A 22,990-nucleotide genomic window follows, 5' to 3' on the forward strand; every position below is an offset into this window, starting at 1 on the left:
ATACTCAGCTTAATTGAAGTGCTGCGGCCTGACGGCTATGATCGTCGGCCGCGATCTGTTTCGGGGCATATCTTGAAAAATTTGCATGGGATGTTTTTGAGCCGCCTGGCTTTGGGAACGGCTGCCGTTGTTTTGATGGCGCCGGTGATGGGCCACGCACAGGAAACGACTGTTCTGCGGGAAATCACCGTCGAAGGGCAGGGGGCGGAAAATGCCACGGGCCCGGTCCGTGGCTATGTCGCGAAGAAAAGCGCGACCGGCTCGAAAACCGACACGGAAACGAAAGACATTCCGCAATCCGTATCCGTTGTTGGCCGCCAGGAAATGAATGACCGCGGCGCCGTTACCAAAATCGACGAGGTGCTGCGTTATACGCCGGGTGTGACGGCGGAGCCCTTCGGCACCGACCCCGATACTGACTGGTTTTACATTCGCGGTTTTCAGGCCACCCAGACCGGCGTGTTCCTCGATGGGCTGAACCTGTTCAGCTATGGTTTCGGCGGTTTCCAGATGGATGCCTATGGTCTGGAGCGGGTGGAAGTCCTCAAAGGGCCGGCCTCGGTACTGTATGGCGGCGCCAATCCTGGCGGTATCGTGCAGCTGGTCCGCAAGCAAACTCAGGATACGCCGGTTCGTGAAACGGAAATCGGCATCAACAATTTCGGCAATGCCTTTTTCGGTTTCGATTTCGGCGACAAAGTCGATGCTGAGGGCGTGTGGAAATACCGCGTCACCGGCAAGGTTTCCGGCGGCGATAATTACACTGATTACTCAGAGGATCTGCGCGGCTTCATCATGCCGCAGATCACCTTCGAGCCGGATGCGCAGACAAGCGCAACGCTCTACGGATATTTCTCGGCGCTCGATCAGGTGCATGTCGGCAACGGCTTCCTGCCATATGTCGGCACCGTGGTTGACGCACCCTTCGGCAAGCTCGACCGCAAGGCCTTTTATGGCGAACCGGATATCGACAATGGCCGTGTCTACCAGTCGATGGTGGGTTACGAAGTCAGTCATGAATTCGATAATGGCTGGAAGATCAGCCAGAACGCCCGTTATGGCCACCTCTACAAGCACGAGACCGGTCCCTATCCGGGCGGTTGGGCCAATGCCGACGCCAATGGCCAGCCGATCCTCGATGCCACCACCAACGACTATATGCTGACCCGCTTCGGTTATGACGGCCTGTCGAAGGCGGATAGTTTCGGCGTTGACAACCGCATTGAAGGCCAGTTCGAAACCGGAGCGGTCAGCCATTCGCTGCTCTTTGGTCTCGACTATAAATATTACAAGCTAGATCAGGTGCAGGCCTGCTGCGGGTCGAATGCGATCGGCGCGCTCAAGCCAGTCTATGGCTCGACGCAGGGAACGAATTTCGTTTATGCCGACAATGTCGTGACCCAGCAGCAGATCGGCATCTACGCCCAGGACCAGCTGCGTTTCGGCGATGGCTGGCTGGTGACGCTCAACGGCCGTTACGATTATGTCGATACGGAGCTGAACAACAGGCTGCCAACAGGCGCGTCCTTCCGCTCCAATGACGATGCGTTGAGCGGCCGCGCCGGCCTCGCTTATGAATTCGACAATGGCCTGACACCCTACGTCTCGGCAGCCACCTTCTTCAATCCGCTGATCGATACGCTTGCGGATGGCACCCCTGCCGCACCTGAGGAGGGGCACCAGTTCGAGGCTGGCGTCAAATATGAGCCGACCTTCTTTGATGGCAGCATCACTGCCTCCGTCTTCAAGCTGGTCAAGGACAATGCGATCGTGTCCTATACGGCTGGCGGCGTGACCACGAGCGGGCAGTTCGGACAGGTGGAATCCACCGGCTTCGAGCTGGAAGCCAAGGCCAATCTTTCCGATAACTGGAAGGCCCTTGCTTCCTATTCCTACACCGATCTTGAGATTACCCGTGATGCCAATCCCAACCTGATCGGCAAATCCCCCTGGATCGTGCCCACCAACACCGCGTCCCTGTGGGTGGATTACGCCTTCACCGATGATACGTTTGAAGGCCTCAGCATCGGCGGTGGGGTGCGCTATCAGGGTAAATCCTGGGCGGATGCGGCAAACACGTTGCGCGTTCCGGATGCGGCGGTCTTCGATGCCGCGATCCGTTACGAGAAGAACGACTGGACGGCATCCATCAACGTCGCGAATGTCTTCGACAAGGAATATGTCAAGAGCTGCGCCGGTGTCTCGGTGTGCGGCTGGGGCGATAGCCGCACCATCACCTTCAAGCTCGCAAAGAAGTGGTAAGGCTTGGCCGCAGGCCAGCAGTTGCGGGAAATATAGTTTGCCTCTATAAACATGAATAGATTTATCATGTTTATAGAGGCGCCTTTGCGCCTTGCGGGATCAAGAGGCCATGGCTTTCCGCGTGCGGATGGAAAATGAGATCGAGGGCTTTGCCGTCATCGGCGGCCCGCGCTCCAGGGTATGGAACGGCATTGTCGCCGATCTCTGGGATGTGCGTTGCGCGCCAAAAGCGGGCGGCCGTTATGTCGGCAAGGATCCGCGGTTTGTTTTTCTGCTCGATATGGACGGGAGCGATGACGGCCGGTTCATGATGAACCGCTCCCACCGCGACAATTACGGTTCCTCCAAGGCGAACCGGATTTCCTTCGTGCCCGCCGATCTGGATGTGCATGCGGAGCTCAGCAATGTTTCCTTCGTGCGTCATCTCGATCTGCATTTTGATGCGGGTTTGCTGGGCGCGCGGCTGGTGCAGGGGTTTGACCCGCATGGCCTGCTCGATCCGCATCTGATGTTCGAGGATGAGCGCCTGCTGGTGTTGGCCCGGCTGATCGCCGCCGAATGTGATAATCCAGACCCCTTGCATGACCTTTACGGCGAAAGCCTCGTGCTGGCGCTGCTGACGGACTTCCTCAAGGTAAAGCGGGAACCGGTCAAGAAACGCAGCAAGCTCGCTGCCTGGCAGTTAAGAGCGGCGACCGACTATATCCGTGAACATTGCCTGCGCTCTATCCGGCTGGAGGAACTGGCGGAGCTTACCAACCTGTCACAATCCCATTTCAGCCACGCCTTCAAGGCCTCCACCGGCGTGCCTCCGCACCAATGGCAGATGCAGGCGCGTATCGATCGCGTCAAGGAACTGATGATGAGGCCTGACATGGCGCTGACCGACATTGCCATTGCCAGCGGGTTTTCAGATCAGGCGCATTTCTCCCGCGTCTTCCGCAAGATGGTCGGCGTTTCCCCCTCCGTCTGGCAAAAAATCCGCCAATAAGCGCCTTTTTGTTCCATCCTCCCTCAAAAAAATACTGGCCGTAGCGCTTGAAACGCCGCGGAACGATTTCTCCGTCGCAGGGTTTACAAGACGTGACACCAACGAGGAAAATCAAGGAGGAAGACGTCATGTTGCATCAGGAACCCCGCGCCGGACAGGACCCCTATGTCAAGGATACGCCGAGCCTGATCGCCAGCGACAAGGTGGAAGGCACCCGCGTTTATGGCGCTGATGGCAAACATATCGGCTCGATCCAGCGCATTATCCTGGAAAAGCGCGGTGGCCGCGTTGCCTATGCCGTGCTGAGCTTTGGTGGCTTTCTCGGGATCGGTGACGACTATTACCCGCTGCCTTGGGAAAAGCTGCACTACGATGAAGAACTTGATGGCTACCGCATCGATCTCACCAAGGAAGAGATCGAAAACGCGCCGCACTTCGCTAATCTCGACGATAACGATCTGCTGAACGCCAAGGACCGCAAGGTCTACGACTATTACGGCGTTGCGCCCTACTGGATGTAAGGTCTAACAGGGTTATACGATCCAGCTTCAAGAATGAGAAACGTTCCGGGCATTTCTGCGCCCGGAACGCCACATAAGAAAACGGCTCCTGAAAAGGAGCCGTTTGCGTTTATCTGCTTTAATGCGGGTTTTTCTGTATCTCGGAAACCGCATCGGTGAAGCATTTGCGCGCTTCCTCCGGCGATTTGCGTCCGTCAAGGGCGGCGCGGCAGGCGCTCCTGGCTCTCACAAAGCTTAATCCGCCAATCTTCGGCCAGCCTTCCGTGAGCAACGTCAGCGCTTCGAAGGGGCCGGCGACGACACTCTTGCCGTTCGCCTCAAGATTGACCTCAACCGGTTCTGTCCATCTCTCGTTCTTCATCGTGCACCTCCCAGAGCAACGCGATCCCGAAATACACCCGACAGCGGAGCAACCCATGAACGCAGCCGTGTGTCACTGCTGTTTAGAATATGCGCAAGCGGGTGAATTGACAACGGGGATCAGCGGAAGCCGAAAAATGACAGGATTGCCAGCACAATAACGACGAGGCCGACGATGTAGATGATCTGGTTCATGATTTTCTCCTTGGCTGCTTGTCATCACCTTAACGTGAGGGACAAGACGAGGTTCCAGAGATCATAAGAATTTAATCACGTACTAAAATGTTGCGGACGTCCCATTGCGAATGGCCGTGAGTTCACTTCCGCAGGATCACCCAGATGGCGTGAATGATGCCGGGCACATAGCCGCACAGCGTCAAAAGAATATTGAGCCAGAAATGCAGGCCAAGACCGACCTGAAGGAACACGCCGACGGGCGGCAGAAGGATGGCAATAAGAATACGAATGACGTCCACGATAACAGGCTTTCTGGTTGAGAGTGACTTGCCGGTCAACGTATGGCGGGCTGTTTGGTTTCACCATGGGCAGTACCTATGGCGTGAAAGATCAACAACGCGTAAGCGAAGCTACGGATCGAACAGTACTGATATCATGGGAAATAAATGGTGCCGCTTACGTGACTCGAACACGTGACCCCGTCATTACGAATGACGTGCTCTACCAACTGAGCTAAAGCGGCCCGAACATGACCCGTCTGTGGCGGATCAGCTTCATGGCGGGCTGATACAGGCAATGCTGACGGATTTCAAGCCTTGAATACGCGGCTTTTGAAATTTCCGCAAAAAGCTTTGCCTGCTTATTGTTTACGGGCGGCATCAGGCCGTTGTGCAGATGCGGTTTTTCGCAGCTTCATATTCGCGTGCCAGCCGATCAACGAGGTCTGCCACCGGCTCCACGGCCTTGACCGCGCCAATGCCTTGGCCGGCGCCCCATATGTCCTTCCAGGCCTTTGCCCCGCCGGTTGCCGTTTCGAAGTCCATCTTGGAGGGGTCCGCTTCGGGCAGGTTGTCGGGATCCATGCCGGAGGCGACGATGGAGCTTTTCAGATAGTTGCCGTGAACGCCGGTGAAATAATTCGAATAGACGATGTCTTTTGCCTGGGCATCCACGATCGCCTGCTTGTAGCCATCGGAAGCGCGTGCCTCCTGCGTGGCGATGAAGGGCGAGCCGATATAGGCCATGTCCGCGCCCATGGCCTGTGCCGCGAGGATGGAGCCGCCATTGGCGATGGCGCCGGCCAGCAGCAGCGGGCCATCAAACCATTCGCGGATTTCCTGAACGAGGGCGAAGGGTGACAGCGTGCCGGCATGTCCGCCGGCCCCGGTTGCCACCGCAATCAGCCCGTCTGCGCCCTTGCGGATGGCGGAGCGGGCATGACGATCATTGATGACGTCGTGCAGCACGATGCCGCCATAGGAATGGACCGCCGCATTGACTTCCGGCACAGCGCCGAGCGAGGAGATCACCACCGGCACCTTGTATTTGACGCAGAGGCCGAGATCATGTTCCAGCCGGCGATTGGACATGTGCACGATCTGGTTGACCGCAAAGGGGGCGGCTGGTCGATCCGGGTTGGCGCTGTTATGCGCGGCAAGCTCTTCGGTAATCATCGCCAGCCATTCGTCCAGCTGGCTTTCGGGCCGCGCGTTCAGCGCCGGGAAAGCGCCGATGACACCCGCCTTGCATTGCGCCAGCGTCAATTGCGGATGCGAAATAATGAATAGCGGTGAGGCTATGACCGGAAGACGCAGATTGTCTTTCAGCACGGACGGCAGCATGTTTCCTCCCATGAATTACGTTTACGCGCACGTAAGTTAATATCGTGTTCGGCGACGGATTGAAAGCGAAAACCACACCGTATCGGCGTCACAAATCTGCGTTCGCAGCGCCACAATGGATCGATTTTCCCCAAGCCAATCCGGTCTTTATAACAAACGATGCTTGCGGAGGCGCGGCATAGCCGTTACCGAATCGTAAACCAATGGCGCAGCGCCGCATATTTTTGCACAGCGCAACAGAACAAGGATCGGTCGTGAGCGGACTGGAAACGGCAATCAGAAATGCTCTGGAAAAATCGGACAGATCGAACGCCGAAGTTCGTGCACGGATTTACCAATCATCCCGCCAGGCGCTGGAAGCGGGCCTGCGCAAGCAGGGCATAGATGAACCACAGGTCGTCGCCCAGCAACGCCAGCGGCTCGAAAGCCTCATTCATGTCATTGAAAATGAAGAGCGTGACCGGCTTCTAAACAGGGTGGAGCAGCAATTGCGGCCACCACTGCCGGAGAGTGTCGCCCATGATGAACCCTCGGTCGATCCCGTTTCACAGCCACAGCACCATGGCGATATGGCCATAGAGCCGGAACTGCGTGGCGAAACACGTGACGCGCGGCCGGGCGTCACTGTTGCTGCGGAGCCGCCAAGCGCCGGTCGACGCAATGCAAAGCCATCCAGGAGAGGCTCCAGCGCGGGCGATGCCTCGCTTGCTTTTCGCCCGGAGGGTGCCGTTGGCCGCCGCAAGCGCCGCGGGCTTTTTGCAAGGCTTTTCATATATGTGACGCTTCTCGCCTTTATTGGCTTCGGCGCCTGGTGGGTCTATTCATCCGGCCTGCTGCTGTCGCCCGCGCAGCGCGATACCAGCGTGCCAAATCCGCCGGCCCAGGTCCAGGCGGAGGACTTCAACGGCGCGGAACCGGCACCGAGCCTCTCCGCCGGCCGCGGTTTTTCCGATGACTGGGTGGAACTCTTTAATGCCGAGCGCGGCAGCGCCGGAGTTTCGGCAGGCCCGCGCGCCACAGTCGAAAACATCGCCACACCTGCCGGCAAGGCGATAAAGGTAACGTCGAGAAGTGTTTCGCAGGATGGTGCGGTCAGCGTCGAGGTTCCGGTGGAAGTCATGCGGGACATGGCGGGCAAGTCCTCGACCATATCCATCACGCTGCAATCATCCAGCGACCGGCAGACGCAGGTCTCCGTCGCCTGCGATTTTGCCACGCTTGGCGATTGCTCACGCCACCGCTTTACGGCCACGGCTGAACGGGCGGACATGCTGCTGAACGCGACATTCGAGCGCTCGCTCGCGCCTAACGCGCCCGGCAAAATCTTCATCAACAGCGACATCGACGGCAACAGCCGTCCGGTCAATCTTTACTCCGTGCGCATTCTGCCCGGCCAGTAAGGCTGACAGGAAGAAAGGCAGGCGCCGCCTTCAGGAGGCGCCTGCAATCATCTTCCTGTCCTATTTAAGAAATTCCGGACCCGACCCCAGTATCTTGCCGTCGATCTCGCCGATCACCTTGTTGTCCTTGCCGTCGTAGTCGAGTGAATTGAGAATATGGCGGATAAGGTTCACGCGGGCGCGGCGCTTGTCGTTGGCGCGAACCACCGTCCAGGGGGCGGCGTCGGTGTGGGTTTTTTCCAGCATCTCGTCGCGCTTTTGCGTGTAGTCATCCCACTTCGTCAGCGCCGCAATATCCATGTCCGAAAGCTTCCAGCATTTCAGCGGGCTGTGGCGGCGATCATGGAAGCGTTCGATCTGCGTCTCGCGACCGATGTCGAGCCAGAACTTGAAAAGATGGATGTCCTCATGCACCAGCATCTTTTCCAGCCGTGGTGTTTCCTTGAGAAAGCGCTTGTGTTCTTCGGGGGTGCAGAATCCCATGACAGGCTCGACACCAGCGCGGTTATACCAGGAACGGTCGAAGAGAACGAATTCACCGGCAGTCGGAAAATGTGAGATATAACGCTGGAAATACCATTGGCCGCGTTCGGTTTCCGTCGGTTTGGTCAATGCTACCACGCGGGCGTAGCGGGGGTTGAGGTAGGCCCGGGCCGCAAAGATCGCGCCGCCCTTGCCTGCCGCATCGCGGCCTTCGAAGACCGCCATCACCCGCTTGCCCGTGGCCTGCAGCCAGAACTGCACCTTCACGAGCTCCACTTGAAGCGCCTCCAGCGTGACGTCGTAATCTTCCCGTTTCATCTTCTTGTCGTAGGGAAAGTCACCTGCGGAGAGTTTTTTGTCCTCCACCCAGTCGGGAAGAACCGGATCGTCGATGTCGAAGCTGCGCGGCTTGCCGCCAATGGTAAGCTCCACCGCTCGCTTCTTCGTGTCTTCGGCCATATTTGTTCTCCGGCTATTGTTGTGTAAAGGCAACTCACCGCCAATGAGTTCATATCCACCGGCAGAATTCAAGTGAAAGAGGAGTGGCGGGACATGGTGCGGCGCCGGGGACGATTGCGGCACAGATTTTGCGCATATACGTTGTGAAAAATGCGCGGTGATGAATCTCTGTCATGAAGCTGGCCTATGAGAATTCGATGCGCTGTCAGGTGAAAGTGGAAAGCAGGCTGAAATGGCAGTCATGGAAGGCGATCGTGGATTAAGGCTTTTGGGACGAAAGCTTGGCCGAAACTGGTTGCCCGTTCTCGTCGTCAGCATGCTGGCCATCGCGGCCGTTTCGGAACTGCACACGCCCTATATGCCGGCCGCCCTTTGGCTCTGCGCCATCATCGCCATTCTGGCGGTTCGGGAACGGTCAGCGGTGCCCAAAACCGATGAAGCCGCGGTTGCGGAAACGGATGAACCCGAGGTGCCTGCGGAAAGTGTCATTTCCGGCGTCAGGGCCGGCCTTGCGGTGCTGGATACGCCGGTCTTCATCCTCGACAAGAATGCCAGCGTGCTGTTTCAGAACGGTGCGGCGGAACGGGCGTTCGGCCAGCTTCCGCCTGGCGCGCATATTTCCGCCCGCCTGCGATCCCCGGGCCTGCTGGATGTCATCCGCGAAACCATAACCACCGGCCAACCCAATCAGGTCGAGCATTCGGAGCGTTTTCCATCAGAGCGCGTCTTCATCGTTCGCATTGCGCGGGCGGATGCGGGGGAGGTGGCCGGCCCGCCATTTTACATATTGTCGTTCCGCGATGTGTCGGAGCTTCGCCGCATCGACCGGATGCGCAGCGACTTCGTCGCCAATGCCAGCCATGAATTGCGCACGCCGCTCGCCTCGCTGCGTGGCTTCATCGAAACCATGCAGGGTCCGGCTCGCAACGACCCGAAAGCACAGGAACGTTTTCTCGCCATCATGCTCGATCAGGCGACCCGCATGAGCAGGCTGGTGGATGATCTGATGTCGCTTTCACGGCTGGAGCTACGGGCAAATATCGCGCCCGACCAGAAGGTCGACCTCGTCCCCGTCATCGGTCATGTGCGGGACGCGCTGCTGCCGCTCGCCAACGAGCTGGATGTGGAGATCACCCTGCATCTGCCCGACCGGCCGGCGGAAGTGCAGGGCGATCGCGACGAACTGGTGCAGGTGTTCCAGAATCTCGTTGAAAATGCTTGCAAATATGGCCAGGAAGGCAAGGTCGTGGATGTCTGGCTACGCGCTGAACCCGGCAAGCCGGTGGAAGTGAGCGTCATCGACAAGGGGCCAGGCATTCCCGCCGAACATGTGCCGCGTCTGACGGAGCGGTTTTATCGCGTCAGTGTCGCCGACAGCCGTTCCAAAAAGGGAACGGGTCTCGGGCTTGCCATTGTCAAGCATATCCTCACCCGCCACCGTGCCCGCCTCATCATTAAATCGGAATTGGGCAACGGTACGGACTTCACCGTCAGATTCTGACATAAAATATCTGCCAGCTTTTAATGCCGTAAAATTTTATAAATTAAATCAATAATTTAGGTTGTCACAAATCTTTCACTGAAGTGACATAAAAGGATGTGGCTACGGTGGTTAAGAAAAGGTCGCCGAGCGCATGCTTTGAGCGAGTGCCGCTATCGGCCGCGTCCACAAACAAGCCCACGACGGGAGAGACAAATGAACATCCTTAAATTTTCCGCAGCAGCTCTGGTGGCTTCTGTCGCCTTCGCTGGCGCCGCCGCTGCTCGCGACCAGATCCAGGTTGCCGGTTCTTCCACGGTTCTGCCCTATGCCAAGATCGTTGCTGAAACCTTTGCCGAAACCTTCCCGAACTTCAAGGCTCCGGTTGTTGAGTCCGGCGGCACGGGCGGTGGTCTGAAGGCGTTCTGCTCCGGCGTTGGTGAAGGCACCATCGACATCGCCAATGCTTCGCGCGCAATCAAGAGCGACGAACTGGCCGCCTGTAAGGCTGCTGGCGTTACCGACGTTCAGGAAGTGAAGATCGGTTACGACGGTATCGTCTTCGCAATGGACGCATCCAACAAGGACATCAAGCTCGAGCCGAAGGATCTGTACCTTGCTCTCGCAGCTGAAATCGTCAAGGACGGCAAGCTCGTTGCCAACCCCAACAAGAAGTGGTCGGAAGTCAACAAGGAACTGCCTGATGTAGCGATCGCCGCTTACATCCCGGGTTCCAAGCACGGCACGCGCGAAGTCTTCGAAGAGAAGATCATGGCTGACGGCTGCAAGGAAGCCGGCGCTACCGACGCCATCAAGAAGATCGTTACCGATGCCAAGCAGGCAGCTGCAAAGTGCATCGCTGTCCGTAAGGACGGCGCTGCAGTCGACATCGACGGCGACTACACCGAAACGCTGGCCCGCATCGACGCCAACAAGACTGGCCTCGGCGTTTTCGGCCTCGCTTTCTATGAAAACAATGCTGACCGTCTGAAGGTTGCCACTGTTTCTGGCGTTGTTCCGTCCACCGAAACCGTTGCCAGCGGCAAGTATCCGGTTTCCCGCCCGCTGTTCTTCTACGTGAAGAAGGCTCACCTGGGCGTTATCCCGGGCCTCAAGGAATACGTCGAGTTCTTCGTTTCTGACGACATGATCGGCCCGGATTCCCCGCTCGCCAACTACGGCCTGGTTGCTGCTCCGGACAAGGAGCGCGAAGAAATCCGCGCCAAGTTCGCAGCCGGCGCTTCCATGTAATAAAGATGAGGGGCGCGGCCTGCCGCGCCCCTTGTTCCGCCCGGTGCCTCTCCGCTTCGGCGATTGTCTCCGGTTGACAGTTCCGATCCATCGCCATCCACATAATTGTTTATGGATTACAGATGGATAGGTTGTATCAACCTTGACGCTTGCCAGACTTTCATACAGTCAAAAGGCAGGCATCTCTGGATGGTCCAGCGGTCTCGTTTTGATGACTTTTTGATTTGCCCGATATCGCACCGTGCTCTTGAGGCACGCCGAGGGAATTCTAATGAACACATCGATCCTTTTGCTGATACTGGTGCTGATCGGCATCGGCAGTTATCTGCTCGGCAGTCGCCGCGCCATTGCTCTGTCTGGCGGGCGCCCCGCCAGCATGCATTCCCGTGCCGGTTATCACGGCTCCTACGCGGTCGTCTGGGCGGTTTTGCCCGCGGCGTTCATTCTCTGTATATGGCTTGTTATCAGCCCGCTGGTCATCACCTCGGCCGTGCGTGGTAATTTTCCCGAAGACGTGCGCGCCCAGTCCGAGGCGCAGCAAAGCCTGACATATGGCATGGTGAGCTCCATCGCCCGTGGACTTCAGCGCCTGACGGCGGAAGAAACCGCGCAGGCAGATGCGGATACAGCCACGGTAAGGCCGCTTCTGGCATCGAAAGGCGTTGCGATTGCCGGCGATCCCGAGCGTTATATGGTCGATGCGGCCCAGACGCTGAACACGATGACCTCGACAAGCCGCATCGCGATGATCGTCATCGTGCTGGCGGCCGCATTCGCCGGCGCCGCTTATGCGCTGCGTTCGATCGCTCCCCGCTTTCGGGCCCGCAACAAGGTCGAAAGGGTCATTCTCGCATCCCTGCTTGTCGCCTCGTCCATCGCGATCTTGACGACCATCGGTATCGTCCTGTCGATGTTGACGGAAGCCATCCAGTTCTTCACCATGGTTCCGGCACACCAGTTCTTTTTCGGAACCGTGTGGGATCCGCGTTTTGCGGCCGCCGGTGCAACGGACTCGTCCGGCCAGTTCGGCCTCATCCCGCTGCTCGCCGGCACGCTCTATATCGGCTTTGTCGCCATGCTGGTCGCGGTCCCCGTCGGTCTGTTTTCGGCGATTTACATGTCGGAATACGCCTCGCCGCGCCTGCGTTCAGTGGCAAAGCCGCTGCTCGAGGTACTCGCCGGTATTCCCACGATCGTCTACGGCTTCTTCGCGCTGACGACGGTGGGTCCTTTCCTGCGAGACATCTCCACGCAGATCAACGGTCTCGCAACCGGCAACTACGCCAATTTCATCCAGGCGCAGAGCGTCATTACCGCCGGCTTCGTGATGGGCATCATGCTCATTCCCTATGTCTCGTCGCTGTCGGACGATATCATCACCGCCGTGCCGCGTTCGTTGCGCGATGGTTCTCTCGGTCTTGGTGCCACGCGCTCTGAAACCATCAAGAAGGTCATCGTTCCCGCCGCTCTTCCCGGCATCGTCGGCGCCGTGCTGATGACGGCATCGCGTGCGATCGGCGAAACCATGATCGTGGTTCTCGCCGCCGGTGTTGCTGCCCGTCTGCAGATCAACCCGTTCGAACCGATGACCACGGTAACGGTCAAGATCGTCAGCCAGCTGACCGGCGACCTTGAATTCACCTCGCCGCAGACGCTTGTCGCCTTCGCGCTGGGCATCACGCTTTTCGCCATCACGCTTTGCCTGAATATCTACGCGCTTTACATCGTGCGCAAATACCGGGAGCAATATGAATGACCGACATCGTTTCTCCCACAGCCGGCGCTACCGCCGGAAACAACGCCACGCGCCGTGATATCGGCATCAAGCGTCGCTATGCCGCCGAACGCCGCTTCCGTGCCTATGGAATGGCAGCGATTTCCTTCGGCCTGATCTTCCTCTTCCTGCTGCTCTGGTCGGTCGTATCCAAGGGTTACACCGCCTTCCAGCAGACGATGATCACCGTTCCGGTCGAGTTTTCCGAACTGATCATCGATCCGAAGAATGAGCGGGCCGCAAATCCCGCAAAGCTGATGACGGCCAATTATCCCGTTCTCGCCCGCGATGCGGTTGCCAAGGTTCTCGGCGTCGCGCCAACGGACCGCGCCGGTCTTCGCGCCGTCAACGTCATGATCTCCGACAGCGTCCGCACCCAGCTGCGCGACATCGTCGTCGCCGATCCTGCCGTTATCGGCACCACGCGCACCGTCACGCTTCTGGCATCGGGCGATGTGGACAGCGCCTTCAAGGGCCAGGTCGATCTGACGGTGGATGAGGCCAACCGCCGCATCTCGAACCAGCAGCTCGGCTGGATGAACCAGCTCGCCGAAGGTGGCCAGCTTGGCAAACATTTCAACACCGGCATCTTCGTCAACGGCAATTCGAGCCGTCCGGAAGCGGCGGGTGTCGGTGTGGCGCTGATCGGTTCCTTCTACATGATGATGATCGTGCTGGTTCTGTCACTGCCGATCGGTGTCGCAGCTTCCATCTATCTCGAGGAATTCGCGCCGAAGAACCGTTTGACGGACCTTATCGAGGTGAACATCAACAATCTCGCGGCTGTTCCCTCGATCGTTTACGGTTTGCTCGGTCTTTCCGTCTTCATCAACTTCATGGGCTTTCCGCGCTCGGCCTCCCTGGTCGGTGGCCTCGTCCTGACGCTGATGACATTGCCGACGATCATCATTGCCACACGCGCAGCATTGAAGGCCGTGCCGCCGTCGATCCGTGCGGCAGCGCTTGGTCTCGGCGCTTCGAAGATGCAGACGATCTTCCATCACGTCCTGCCGCTTGCCATGCCCGGCATTCTCACCGGCACCATCATCGGCCTCGCCCATGCGCTGGGTGAAACGGCGCCGCTGCTCTTGATCGGCATGGTGGCATTCGTTGCAAATTATCCGACAACGCCAATGGATCCGTCCACGGCTCTGCCGGTACAGATTTACATGTGGGCGAACGAAGCGGAACGTGCCTTTGTCGAACGGACATCCGGCGCTATCATCATCCTGCTTTTGTTCCTCATCGTCATGAATGTTGGCGCAATCCTGTTGCGTCGCCGTTTCGAACGGCGCTGGTAGAGGGAGATTGAGCAATGAACATGTTGTCGGAAGCAGCAGTTGAAAAGGCGCTGGACAAGAAAATGAATGAAGTTTCGTACAAGATGATCGGCAAGGACGTTTCGGTTTATTACGGCGAAAAGCGCGCGCTTTACGACGTGAACCTCAACGTTCGGGAAAATACGGTGACCGCGCTTATCGGCCCCTCGGGCTGCGGCAAGTCGACATTCCTGCGTACCCTGAACCGTATGAACGACACGATCGATGGCTGCCGGGTCACCGGCAAGATCACGCTCGACACCGACGATATCTACGATCAGGCGATCGATGTCGTGGAATTGCGCGCCCGTGTCGGCATGGTGTTCCAGAAGCCGAACCCGTTCCCGAAGACGATTTACGAGAACATCTCCTACGGTCCGCGCATCCACGGTCTGGCCCGTAACAAGGCGGATATGGACCAGATCGTTGAGCAGAGCCTGCAGAAGGCCGGCCTGTGGAACGAGGTCAAGGACCGCCTGCACGAATCCGGCACCGGCCTTTCCGGTGGTCAGCAGCAGCGTCTGTGCATTGCACGCGCGGTTGCCGTCAGCCCGGAAGTGATCCTGATGGATGAACCCTGCTCCGCGCTCGATCCGATCGCAACCGCCAAGGTCGAGGAACTGATCCACGAGCTGCGCGCCAATTTTACGATCGTCATCGTTACGCACTCCATGCAGCAGGCAGCGCGTGTTTCCCAGCGTACGGCCATGTTCCATCTTGGTCATCTTGTCGAAGAAAACGAAACGGACAAGATGTTCACCAATCCGGACGACCAGCGTACGCAGGATTACATCATGGGCCGCTTCGGCTGATTTCCGGCCGGCGCTTTATCGAAACCGAACAAGACTGGTGCCTTTGCCGTGCCCCGCTGGTGTGCACATGCATGAAGGCCAAGCCGGAGGATTAGACCATGACACAGACAACGACCCATTCGCATATTCTGTCCGCTTATGACGACGAATTGAAGTTCCTGACGCGCCGCATCGCCGAAATGGGCGGTCTGGCCGAGCAGATGTGCGCCGACGCCGTGCGCGCACTGGTCAATTCCGATGCTGCGCTTGCGCAGAAGGTCATTTCCGACGACGCGATCCTCGACCATTCCGAGCGCGAGATCGGCGACAAGGCCATCGTCACCATCGCCAGACGGCAGCCCGTCGCGGCCGATCTTCGCGAAATCATCGGCACGCTGCGTATTGCTGGCGATCTCGAGCGCGTCGGCGATCTCGGCAAGAACACTGCCAAGCGCGTTATCGCCGTTGCCGGCACCGGCGTGCCGCGCAAGCTCGCCCGCGGTCTCGAACATCTGTCGGAACTGGCGCTGGTTCAGCTCAAGGAAGTGCTCGACGTCTATTCCACCCGTTCCGCCGAGAAGGCCAATGCCATCCGCGAGCGTGACGAAGAAATCGACGCCATGTACACGTCGCTCTTCCGTGAGCTTCTGACCTACATGATGGAAGATCCGCGCAACATCACCACCTGCACGCATCTTCTGTTCTGCGCCAAGAACATCGAGCGTATCGGCGATCATGCGACGAATATCGCTGAGACAATTTATTACATGGCCACTGGCAGCCAGCCGGAGGGCGAGCGTCCGAAGGACGATAGTTCCAACACACTCGGTTCGGTGACCGAATAACAGACAGGCAGAAGCTTGCGGAGTTAGTATATGGTGCCCAAGATTGCAGTTGTGGAAGACGAGGAAGCGTTGAGCGTCCTGCTTCGTTACAATCTCGAGGCTGAGGGATACGACGTCGACACGATACCCCGTGGCGACGAGGCGGAAATCAGGCTGCAGGAACGTATTCCGGATCTTCTCATCCTGGACTGGATGTTGCCCGGTGTTTCCGGCATCGAACTGTGCCGGCGCCTGAGAATGCGGCCCGAAACCGAACGCCTGCCCATCATCATGCTGACGGCGCGCGGTGAAGAAAGCGAGCGGGTACGCGGTCTTGCCACCGGTGCCGACGATTATGTCGTCAAGCCGTTTTCGACGCCGGAACTCATGGCCCGCGTCAAGGCTATGCTGCGCCGGGCCCGCCCGGAGGTTCTTTCGTCGGTGCTGAAATGCGGCGATATAGAACTCGATCGCGAAACCCACCGCGTTCACCGCAAGAGCCGCGAAGTGCGTCTCGGACCGACGGAATTCCGCCTGCTGGAATTCCTGATGACATCTCCGGGTCGGGTGTTCTCTCGCTCGCAGTTGCTGGACGGCGTCTGGGGCCACGATATCTACGTGGATGAGCGCACCGTTGACGTCCACGTCGGACGTCTGCGCAAGGCGCTCAATTTTTCGCACATGCAGGATGTCATCCGCACCGTTCGCGGTGCCGGGTATTCGATGGAAGCCTGAGCGAAGCCGAACTGACCAGCTTCAGTCAGCATAACATACGTATAAAGATCAAAGGGCTCGACACCATTGCGGCATCGGGCCTTTTTGATTTTGAACCTTCCCCAAACACGGTGTCTTGACCTTTTGAATGGACAATCGCCTGTCTGTTGGTGCGCGGATTGTGGGCTAGGCGCCTCGGCGATGGAGGAAAAGGCCGAACATTCTGCTGGCGCATTGTTTCCGCAGCCGGCCTGAGTTTGTCATAAAAAAACGGGCCCGAAGACCCGTAGTTTTTGAGTGCTGATTGCGTGCCGCAACACTCAAGCCTTGCGGCGCTCACTGACCGGCTGGTAAGCGAGCTTCGCATGGAACTTGCAATAGGGTGAGGATTCCAGCGCTTCGCAACCGCAGAAGTGGAAATCGTCTTTCAAGGGATCGCCGACCGGCCACTTGCAGGTGCGTTCGGTCAGTTCCGTCAGCGTCAGGCGACGGGAAATCGGCGTCACGACATTTCTGGAAGGAATGTAATCGAGAACCTGCGCGGTTTCGATATCGATCTCTTCGTGAAGAGCGGTTGCTGCATTCGAACGGCTCATGGTGCGGGCCGGTGCCGCGTTGACGCGTGCCGTGAAATTTGTCGCGCGCGGAGCGGGGGCCGCAGTGCGCTTGGGTGCGGAGCGTGCCGAAGTGACCGGTCCGCCAGCCTTGACGCGTCCCGGCAGATTGAGGCGGTGGACCTTGCCGATCACGGCATTACGGCTTACACCGCCCAGCTGCGCTGCTATCTGGCTGGCGCTCAGTCCTTCGGCCCACAATTTCTTGAGTTTCTCGACCCGCTCGTCTGTCCAGTTCATGCCGCTTCTCCGCTTGTCGCGTATATTTCGGCAGAATCCGTCTCCGCCTCACGGGCGCGCCGCGAGCGTGGTTTCTGCCAGATTTTAGGTGACTAGTTCCGCCGCAATGCAGTCTAGTAATTAGCGATTAACCTAGTGCCAGCCCGACTCCGTGGCAAGAGTCGCGGGAATCATCTGGAATCGATTTTCCGGTTTTCCCCAACTTGCTGGCGAGTTGAGTCTGAAAGGCAACACCTTGGGCCTCTTTCGGTGATGCCTACTAGTGCTTGAGAAGCCCGGGAAACGCGGACTTTTGTTGACATCGGCAAACGAAGTGACAATAGTGCCCCTGCCGCCGCGAGGCGGCATTTTTGATTTTCAGGCGAGGGATAACCCCGCAAGCCTATTGACAACCTTATGACAGCGCATCCGCGCAAGGAGTGATACAGCCATGGCCGAAGCCGCCGCGCCATTGTTCGATACGTTTTCAAGAGCCCCGCTGCGCTTCGAGCGCGGTGAAGGCGTCTGGCTGTTCACGGAGAGCGGCGAACGATATCTGGATTTTGCAGCCGGTGTTGCGGTTAACTCGCTGGGCCACGCCCATCCGCACCTTGTGGAAGCAATCAAAACGCAGGCCGAGAAGGTCTGGCACGTCTCGAACCTCTATGAAGTGCCCGGACAGGAAAAGCTCGCCAAGCGCCTGACGGAAGCAACCTTCGCAGACAAGGTGTTCTTCACCAATTCCGGTGCTGAAGCGCTGGAATGCGCCATCAAGACAGCGCGCCGTTATCATTATTCAAAGGGTCATCCGGAGAAGTTCCGCATCGTCACGTTCGAAGGTGCCTTCCATGGCCGCACGCTGGCGACGATCGCTGCCGGCGGCCAGCAGAAATATCTCGAGGGTTTCGGCCCCAAGGTCGAAGGTTTCGACCAGGTTCCTTTCGCTGATGTCGATGCATTGAAGGCCGCCATCACGGCCGAGACGGCCGCACTTTTGATCGAGCCTATTCAGGGCGAGGGCGGTATTCGGGCGCCAAGCAAGGAATTCCTGCAAATCCTGCGTGGATTGTGCGATGAGCACGGCCTGCTCCTGATTTTCGATGAGGTTCAGACAGGTGTCGGCCGCACGGGCAAGCTGTTTGCCTATGAGCAGACCGGCGTTGCGCCTGACATCATGGCGGTTGCCAAGGGTATCGGCGGCGGTTTCCCGCTTGGTGCCTGCCTTGCGACAGCGGATGCTGCCTCCGGCATGACGGCCGGCGTGCATGGCACCACCTATGGCGGCAATCCGCTGGCAATGGCGGTTGGCAATGCCGTGCTGGATGTCGTTCTGGCCGATGGTTTTCTGGAAAAGGTTCGTGATGTCGCACTGGTTTTCCGCCAGGGTCTGGCGTCGCTCAAGGATCGTTATCCTGATGTGATCGAAGAAATTCGTGGCGAAGGCCTGCTGATGGGCATCAAGGCGAAGGTTCCTTCGGGCGATCTGCTGCAGGCCATGCGCGCGGAGCACCTGCTCGGCGTGCCGGCAGGTGACAACGTCATCCGTCTTCTGCCGCCGCTCGTCACCACGGCGGAAGAGGCCCGCGAAGGGCTGGCGCGAGTGGAAGCGGCTGCCGCCTCCCTGACAGCGAAACAGGCGAAAATCGCCTGAAACCAATCAAGGGCGGGCCTCTTCCCGGAGGCTCGCGAGCATGGGACAGTTTGAAATGGCTTCACCAAAACATTTTCTAGACCTTTCGGCCGTTGGGTCGGAGGACTTGCGGACGATTCTTGATGATGCGCGGGCGCGCAAGATTGCCACCAAGGCCGGCACGGCGGAGAAGCCGCTGGCCGGCAAGATGCTGGCGATGATCTTTGAAAAGCCGTCCACCCGAACCCGCGTTTCCTTCGATGTCGGCATGCGCCAGCTCGGCGGTGAGACCCTGTTCCTGTCGGGTACGGAAATGCAGCTCGGTCGTGCGGAAACCATCGGTGATACGGCCAAGGTTCTGTCGCGTTATGTTGACGCCATCATGATCCGCACCACGGATCATTCGCGCCTGCTTGAGCTTGCCGAACATGCAACCGTGCCTGTTATCAACGGCCTGACCGACGACACCCATCCCTGCCAGATCATGGCGGATATATTGACGTTTGAGGAACATCGTGGCCCGGTGAAAGGCAAGACAATCGCCTGGACGGGGGACGGCAATAACGTGTTGCACTCTTTCGTTGAAGGCTCGGCCCGCTTCGGTTACCGCATGAACATGGCGGTGCCCATGGGCTCTGAGCCGCATGACAAGTTCCTGAACTGGGCGCGCAATAATGGCGGCGAGATCGCGCTTTATCATGATGCCGACAAGGCGGTTGCCGGGGCAGATTGTATCGTTACCGACACCTGGGTATCGATGAACCAGGAGCACAAGGCGCGCGGCCACAACATCTTCCAGCCTTATCAGGTGAATGAAGCGCTGATGGCCAAGGCCGATAAGGACGCACTGTTCATGCACTGCCTGCCGGCGCATCGCGGCGAGGAAGTAACGGACGGCGTTATCGACGGGCCGCAATCGGTGGTCTTCGATGAGGCGGAAAACCGGCTCCACGCCCAGAAGTCCGTCATTGCCTGGTGCATGGGCGTCATCTGACGACCATTGCCGGTTCTGATCGATGCCGGACCAGGTGCTTGAACTTGGCCGCATACATTACCATCTGTGGGACTTCGAAGAGGCTCGTCGGTTTTTTGCTGGCGGGCCATCATCAAGATTTGCACGATTTTCCCCGGAGGCGGTTTCGCTTCCCGGATCTCTGTGCGACAAGCGGAAAAAGCACATTCAAAAAGCCGGACTTTTGGACGGTAGCGGCGCAACGGCTGCGCCAGGGAGTTATGATATGGCAGATGTAACGGTTGAACTCGATGATCTCGTTCTTGCTGGCGACGACAAGGTCGTGCCCTTTCAGGTCGAAGGTCTGGATGTGCGCGGCCGCGCCGTGCAGGTTGGGCCGCTGCTGAACGCCATCCTCGAACGGCACGACTACCCCACGGTTGTCGCCCGCCTGCTGGCGGAAGCGACGGTTCTGACGGCGCTGATCGGTACATCCCTGAAGTTTTCCGGCAAGCTTACGGTGCAGACCAAGGGTGACGGCCCGGTGGACCTTTTGGTAGCGGATTTCACCGCGCCCGAGAGCATGCGCGCCTATGCCCGTTTTGACGAAGAGCGGCTGGCCGAGGCAATCGCTGCCGGCGCCACCTCGCCCGAACAATTGCTGGGCACGGGCATTCTCGCTTTTACGATCGATCAGGGTATGGGTATGCAGCCTTATCAGGGCATCGTTCCGCTGGATGGCTCGTCGCTGGAAGAAATCGCCGGGGTTTATTTCCGGCAGTCGGAACAGCTTCCCACTCGCGTGCGCCTCGGCGTTGCCGAGTTCTTCGACCGTGACGGTGAAGGCAAGCCACGCCATGGCTGGCGTGCCGGCGGCGTCATCGCCCAGTTCCTGCCGCAGGCGCCGGAGCGTCTGCGCATGCGCGATCTCCACGGTGGTGATGGCGATGAAGGCGGTCACGAAACGATGGAAGACGATGCTTGGACCGAGGCGGTAACGCTGCTGAATACGGTCGATACCGACGAATTGACCGACCCGCAGGTGCCGGTCGAACGTCTCCTGTATCGGCTGTTTCATGAGAGCGGCGTGCGCATCTATGATCCGCAGGTCATCTTTGATCGTTGCAGCTGTTCGCGTGACAAGATCAAGGGCGTTCTGTCCGGCTTCACCGCTGAAGAGATCAAGGCGAGTGAGGAAGACGGCGCAATAGCGGTGACGTGCGAATTCTGCTCCACCACCTATCGCTACGACATCAGCGAGTTTGAAAACGTCTGAGTAAAAAAGCCGCGCTGTTAAAAGGCGCGGCTTTTCAATTGCTCGTGCACCTCAGTTCAACACCCGTAAAAGCCCGGGTGAATCCAGCGAAAAGGCGGGAATGGTGACATTGAACACCTCGCCACTTTCGGTTTCCATTTCATAATGGCCGAACATCAGGCCCGAAGGCGTGTCCAGCGGGCAGCCGGAGGAGTACTCATAGCTGTCGCCGGGGTTCAGGTGCGGTTGCTCACCCACGACGCCCGGCCCATAGACTTCATCCACCTGGCCGTTCTGATCGGTGATATGCCAATAGCGGTTGACGAGTGTCACCGTCATATCAGAGTTGTTCGAGATCACGACTTTGTAACCCCAGACGTAACGGTCGTCATCCGGGTCGGATTGTTCTTCGAGATAATACGGATCGACCGTTACCTCGATATCCCTTGTCAGAGCACGATACATACGCGCCACACCTCGATATTATGCCTGTTGCCATTATCCTACACTATAGGCTCTGGCTATCGTCAAGAAAATGAACGGCTTGACGGGTGGGCGCCACCTGTTGTTGCGCCGTTTTCCACCGTTAGGGATAACGATAAAGGTAAATATTGGTTGCCCGCTACAGGATTTTGCCCTCTGCGGAGTCGGCTGCGCCATGGCCCGACGCAGGGTAGGGCCATGGTGCTTATGGATTGAATTCTCAGGCGGAAACGGCTGCCAGCCCCTTCGCCAGATCCTCCAGCAGGTCGTCCGTATCTTCGATACCGCAGGAAAGACGCAGAGTTCCGCCGGAAATGCCCAGCTCGGCGCGCGCCTCATCGGAAAGGTTCTTGTGCGTTGTGGTGCCGGGATGGGTGATCAGGCTCTTGGCATCGCCCAGATTGTTGGAAATCTTCACGATCTCCAGCGCGTTCTGCAGCGCGAAGGCCGCATCCTTGCCGCCCTTCAGTTCGAAAGCCACCAGCGTCGAGCCGCCCGACATCTGCCGCGCGATAATATCGGCCTGCGGGTGATCGGCGCGGCCGGGATAGATGACCTTGGCGACCTTGCCGCTATCGGCGAGGAAATCGGCGATCTTGCCGGCATTTTCCGTCTGCTGCTTGACGCGCAACGGCAGGGTCTCGATGCCCTTCAGCAGCGTCCACGCGTTGAACGGCGACATGGCCGGACCCGTGTGGCGGAAATAATCCTGCAGCTCTTCCTCGATCCACTTCTTGTCGGAAAGGATAACGCCGCCGAGGCAACGGCCCTGACCATCAATATGTTTGGTCGCCGAATAAACCACGATATGGGCGCCGAGTTCGAGCGGCTTCTGGAAGAGTGGCGTCGCAAACACATTGTCGACCACGACCTTCGCGCCGATCTGGTTGGCAAGCTTTGCCACGCCGGCAATATCAACCACTTCAAGTGTCGGATTGGTCGGGCTTTCAAGGAAGAACAGCTTGGTATTCGGCTGGATCGCCTTTTCCCAGTTACCGAGATCGCGCCCGTCGATCAGCGTGCATTCGATGCCGTATTTCGGAGCTAGGGTTTCAACCACCCAGCGGCAGGAGCCGAAAAGGGCGCGTGCGGCAACGATATGGTCGCCGGCGCGCAACTGGCACATGATGGCGGCGGTGACGGCGGCCATGCCGGAGGCGAGCGCCCGGGCGTCTTCAGCACCTTCCAGCAGGCACATGCGCTTTTCGAACATGTCATTGGTCGGGCTGGCATAACGGGCATAGATGAACCCGTCCGTTTCGCCCTTGAAGCGCGCTTCGGCGGCTTCGGAGTTTTCGTAGACGAAACCCTGGGTCAGATAGATCGCTTCAGACGTCTCACCATAGGGGGAGCGTAGCGTACCGCCGTGAACGAGCTGGGTTGCCGGGCGCCATTTATTGCTCATGTGA

21 protein-coding genes and 1 tRNA gene are annotated in these 22,990 nt (G+C 58.4%); 14 read left to right on the top strand and 8 right to left on the bottom strand.

Annotation, left to right across the window (positions count from 1 at the left end):
• Positions 1-72: 72 nt before the first annotated feature.
• The 3 genes from EXN68_RS11860 to EXN68_RS11870 all read left to right on the top strand — a co-directional run bounded on the left by EXN68_RS11860 (position 73) and on the right by EXN68_RS11870 (position 3,774).
• The gene (locus EXN68_RS11860) at positions 73-2,262 is read left to right on the top strand and encodes a TonB-dependent siderophore receptor (protein WP_142840974.1); all 2,190 of its coding nucleotides are present in this window, start codon (positions 73-75) and stop codon (positions 2,260-2,262) included.
• Positions 2,263-2,371: 109 nt separating this feature from the next.
• A complete protein-coding gene (locus EXN68_RS11865) occupies positions 2,372-3,253 on the top strand; it encodes a helix-turn-helix transcriptional regulator (protein WP_161991306.1) in 882 nt (293 codons plus the stop codon).
• Between the two features lie 128 nt (positions 3,254-3,381).
• Complete coding sequence (locus EXN68_RS11870; protein WP_046799387.1) at positions 3,382-3,774, top strand: PRC-barrel domain-containing protein; 393 nt, start codon at positions 3,382-3,384, stop codon at positions 3,772-3,774.
• Between the two features lie 118 nt (positions 3,775-3,892).
• Here EXN68_RS11870 and EXN68_RS11875 read toward each other — a convergent pair whose 3' ends face one another.
• The 4 genes from EXN68_RS11875 to EXN68_RS11890 all read right to left on the bottom strand — a co-directional run bounded on the left by EXN68_RS11875 (position 3,893) and on the right by EXN68_RS11890 (position 5,933).
• Complete coding sequence (locus EXN68_RS11875) at positions 3,893-4,135, bottom strand: DUF982 domain-containing protein (RefSeq protein ID WP_142840975.1); 243 nt, start codon at positions 4,133-4,135, stop codon at positions 3,893-3,895.
• Positions 4,136-4,451: 316 nt separating this feature from the next.
• Positions 4,452-4,610, bottom strand: coding sequence for a YqaE/Pmp3 family membrane protein (locus tag EXN68_RS11880; RefSeq protein ID WP_046799460.1), 159 nt, complete (start codon positions 4,608-4,610; stop codon positions 4,452-4,454).
• Positions 4,611-4,758: 148 nt separating this feature from the next.
• Positions 4,759-4,834, bottom strand: a tRNA-Thr gene (locus EXN68_RS11885).
• Positions 4,835-4,970: 136 nt separating this feature from the next.
• Positions 4,971-5,933 carry an NAD(P)H-dependent flavin oxidoreductase gene (locus EXN68_RS11890; RefSeq protein ID WP_142840976.1) on the bottom strand — a complete coding sequence of 321 codons (963 nt, stop codon included), beginning with the start codon at positions 5,931-5,933 and terminating at the stop codon, positions 4,971-4,973.
• Between the two features lie 254 nt (positions 5,934-6,187).
• Here EXN68_RS11890 and EXN68_RS11895 point away from each other — a divergent pair, with 254 nt between their 5' ends.
• Positions 6,188-7,333: a hypothetical protein gene (locus EXN68_RS11895; RefSeq protein ID WP_161991307.1), complete on the top strand. Its 1,146-nt coding sequence runs from the start codon at positions 6,188-6,190 to the stop codon at positions 7,331-7,333.
• A gap of 60 nt (positions 7,334-7,393) precedes the next feature.
• Here the strand turns inward: EXN68_RS11895 and ppk2 are convergent, their stop codons facing one another.
• Entirely contained in the window at positions 7,394-8,275 is an 882-nt protein-coding gene (ppk2, locus tag EXN68_RS11900) for a polyphosphate kinase 2 (RefSeq protein ID WP_142840978.1), read from the bottom strand.
• A 241-nt stretch (positions 8,276-8,516) separates the two neighbouring features.
• Here ppk2 and phoR point away from each other — a divergent pair, with 241 nt between their 5' ends.
• The 7 genes from phoR (at position 8,517) to phoB (ending at position 16,449) form a co-directional block, all read left to right on the top strand.
• Positions 8,517-9,776, top strand: coding sequence for a phosphate regulon sensor histidine kinase PhoR (gene phoR, locus EXN68_RS11905; protein ID WP_193559520.1), 1,260 nt, complete (start codon positions 8,517-8,519; stop codon positions 9,774-9,776).
• A 195-nt stretch (positions 9,777-9,971) separates the two neighbouring features.
• Positions 9,972-11,006, top strand: coding sequence for a substrate-binding domain-containing protein (locus tag EXN68_RS11910; RefSeq protein WP_142840980.1), 1,035 nt, complete (start codon positions 9,972-9,974; stop codon positions 11,004-11,006).
• A 271-nt stretch (positions 11,007-11,277) separates the two neighbouring features.
• Complete coding sequence (pstC, locus tag EXN68_RS11915; RefSeq protein WP_142840981.1) at positions 11,278-12,762, top strand: phosphate ABC transporter permease subunit PstC; 1,485 nt, start codon at positions 11,278-11,280, stop codon at positions 12,760-12,762.
• Positions 12,759-14,081 carry a phosphate ABC transporter permease PstA gene (gene pstA, locus EXN68_RS11920; RefSeq protein WP_142840982.1) on the top strand — a complete coding sequence of 441 codons (1,323 nt, stop codon included), beginning with the start codon at positions 12,759-12,761 and terminating at the stop codon, positions 14,079-14,081. Before pstC ends, pstA begins: the two co-directional genes overlap by 4 nt.
• Positions 14,082-14,095: 14 nt before the next feature.
• Positions 14,096-14,911: a phosphate ABC transporter ATP-binding protein PstB gene (pstB, locus tag EXN68_RS11925; protein ID WP_142840983.1), complete on the top strand. Its 816-nt coding sequence runs from the start codon at positions 14,096-14,098 to the stop codon at positions 14,909-14,911.
• A 98-nt stretch (positions 14,912-15,009) separates the two neighbouring features.
• Entirely contained in the window at positions 15,010-15,735 is a 726-nt protein-coding gene (gene phoU, locus EXN68_RS11930) for a phosphate signaling complex protein PhoU (RefSeq protein ID WP_142840984.1), read from the top strand.
• Between the two features lie 30 nt (positions 15,736-15,765).
• Positions 15,766-16,449: a phosphate regulon transcriptional regulator PhoB gene (phoB, locus tag EXN68_RS11935; RefSeq protein WP_003493692.1), complete on the top strand. Its 684-nt coding sequence runs from the start codon at positions 15,766-15,768 to the stop codon at positions 16,447-16,449.
• A 299-nt stretch (positions 16,450-16,748) separates the two neighbouring features.
• On the opposite strand, the gene EXN68_RS11940 is transcribed toward phoB, so the two are convergent.
• Complete coding sequence (locus EXN68_RS11940; protein ID WP_142840985.1) at positions 16,749-17,282, bottom strand: GcrA family cell cycle regulator; 534 nt, start codon at positions 17,280-17,282, stop codon at positions 16,749-16,751.
• Between the two features lie 430 nt (positions 17,283-17,712).
• Here EXN68_RS11940 and EXN68_RS11950 point away from each other — a divergent pair, with 430 nt between their 5' ends.
• The 3 genes from EXN68_RS11950 to EXN68_RS11960 all read left to right on the top strand — a co-directional run bounded on the left by EXN68_RS11950 (position 17,713) and on the right by EXN68_RS11960 (position 21,119).
• Complete coding sequence (locus tag EXN68_RS11950) at positions 17,713-18,912, top strand: aspartate aminotransferase family protein (protein WP_142840986.1); 1,200 nt, start codon at positions 17,713-17,715, stop codon at positions 18,910-18,912.
• Positions 18,913-18,967: 55 nt separating this feature from the next.
• Positions 18,968-19,885 (top strand): ornithine carbamoyltransferase, encoded by a 918-nt coding sequence (gene argF / locus EXN68_RS11955; RefSeq protein ID WP_046799462.1) that lies wholly within the window; start codon positions 18,968-18,970, stop codon positions 19,883-19,885.
• A gap of 244 nt (positions 19,886-20,129) precedes the next feature.
• A complete protein-coding gene (locus EXN68_RS11960; RefSeq protein WP_142840987.1) occupies positions 20,130-21,119 on the top strand; it encodes an Hsp33 family molecular chaperone in 990 nt (329 codons plus the stop codon).
• A 51-nt stretch (positions 21,120-21,170) separates the two neighbouring features.
• On the opposite strand, the gene apaG is transcribed toward EXN68_RS11960, so the two are convergent.
• Together apaG and EXN68_RS11970 are read right to left on the bottom strand one after the other, a co-directional pair.
• Positions 21,171-21,563 (bottom strand): Co2+/Mg2+ efflux protein ApaG, encoded by a 393-nt coding sequence (gene apaG, locus EXN68_RS11965; RefSeq protein ID WP_142840988.1) that lies wholly within the window; start codon positions 21,561-21,563, stop codon positions 21,171-21,173.
• 238 nt (positions 21,564-21,801) lie between these two features.
• Positions 21,802-22,986: an O-succinylhomoserine sulfhydrylase gene (locus EXN68_RS11970; RefSeq protein WP_052820249.1), complete on the bottom strand. Its 1,185-nt coding sequence runs from the start codon at positions 22,984-22,986 to the stop codon at positions 21,802-21,804.
• Between the last annotated feature and the right edge of the window lie 4 nt (positions 22,987-22,990).

The sequence above is a fragment of the Martinezella rhizogenes genome, assembly GCF_007002745.1.
GTDB lineage: Bacteria > Pseudomonadota > Alphaproteobacteria > Rhizobiales > Rhizobiaceae > Agrobacterium > Agrobacterium cucumeris.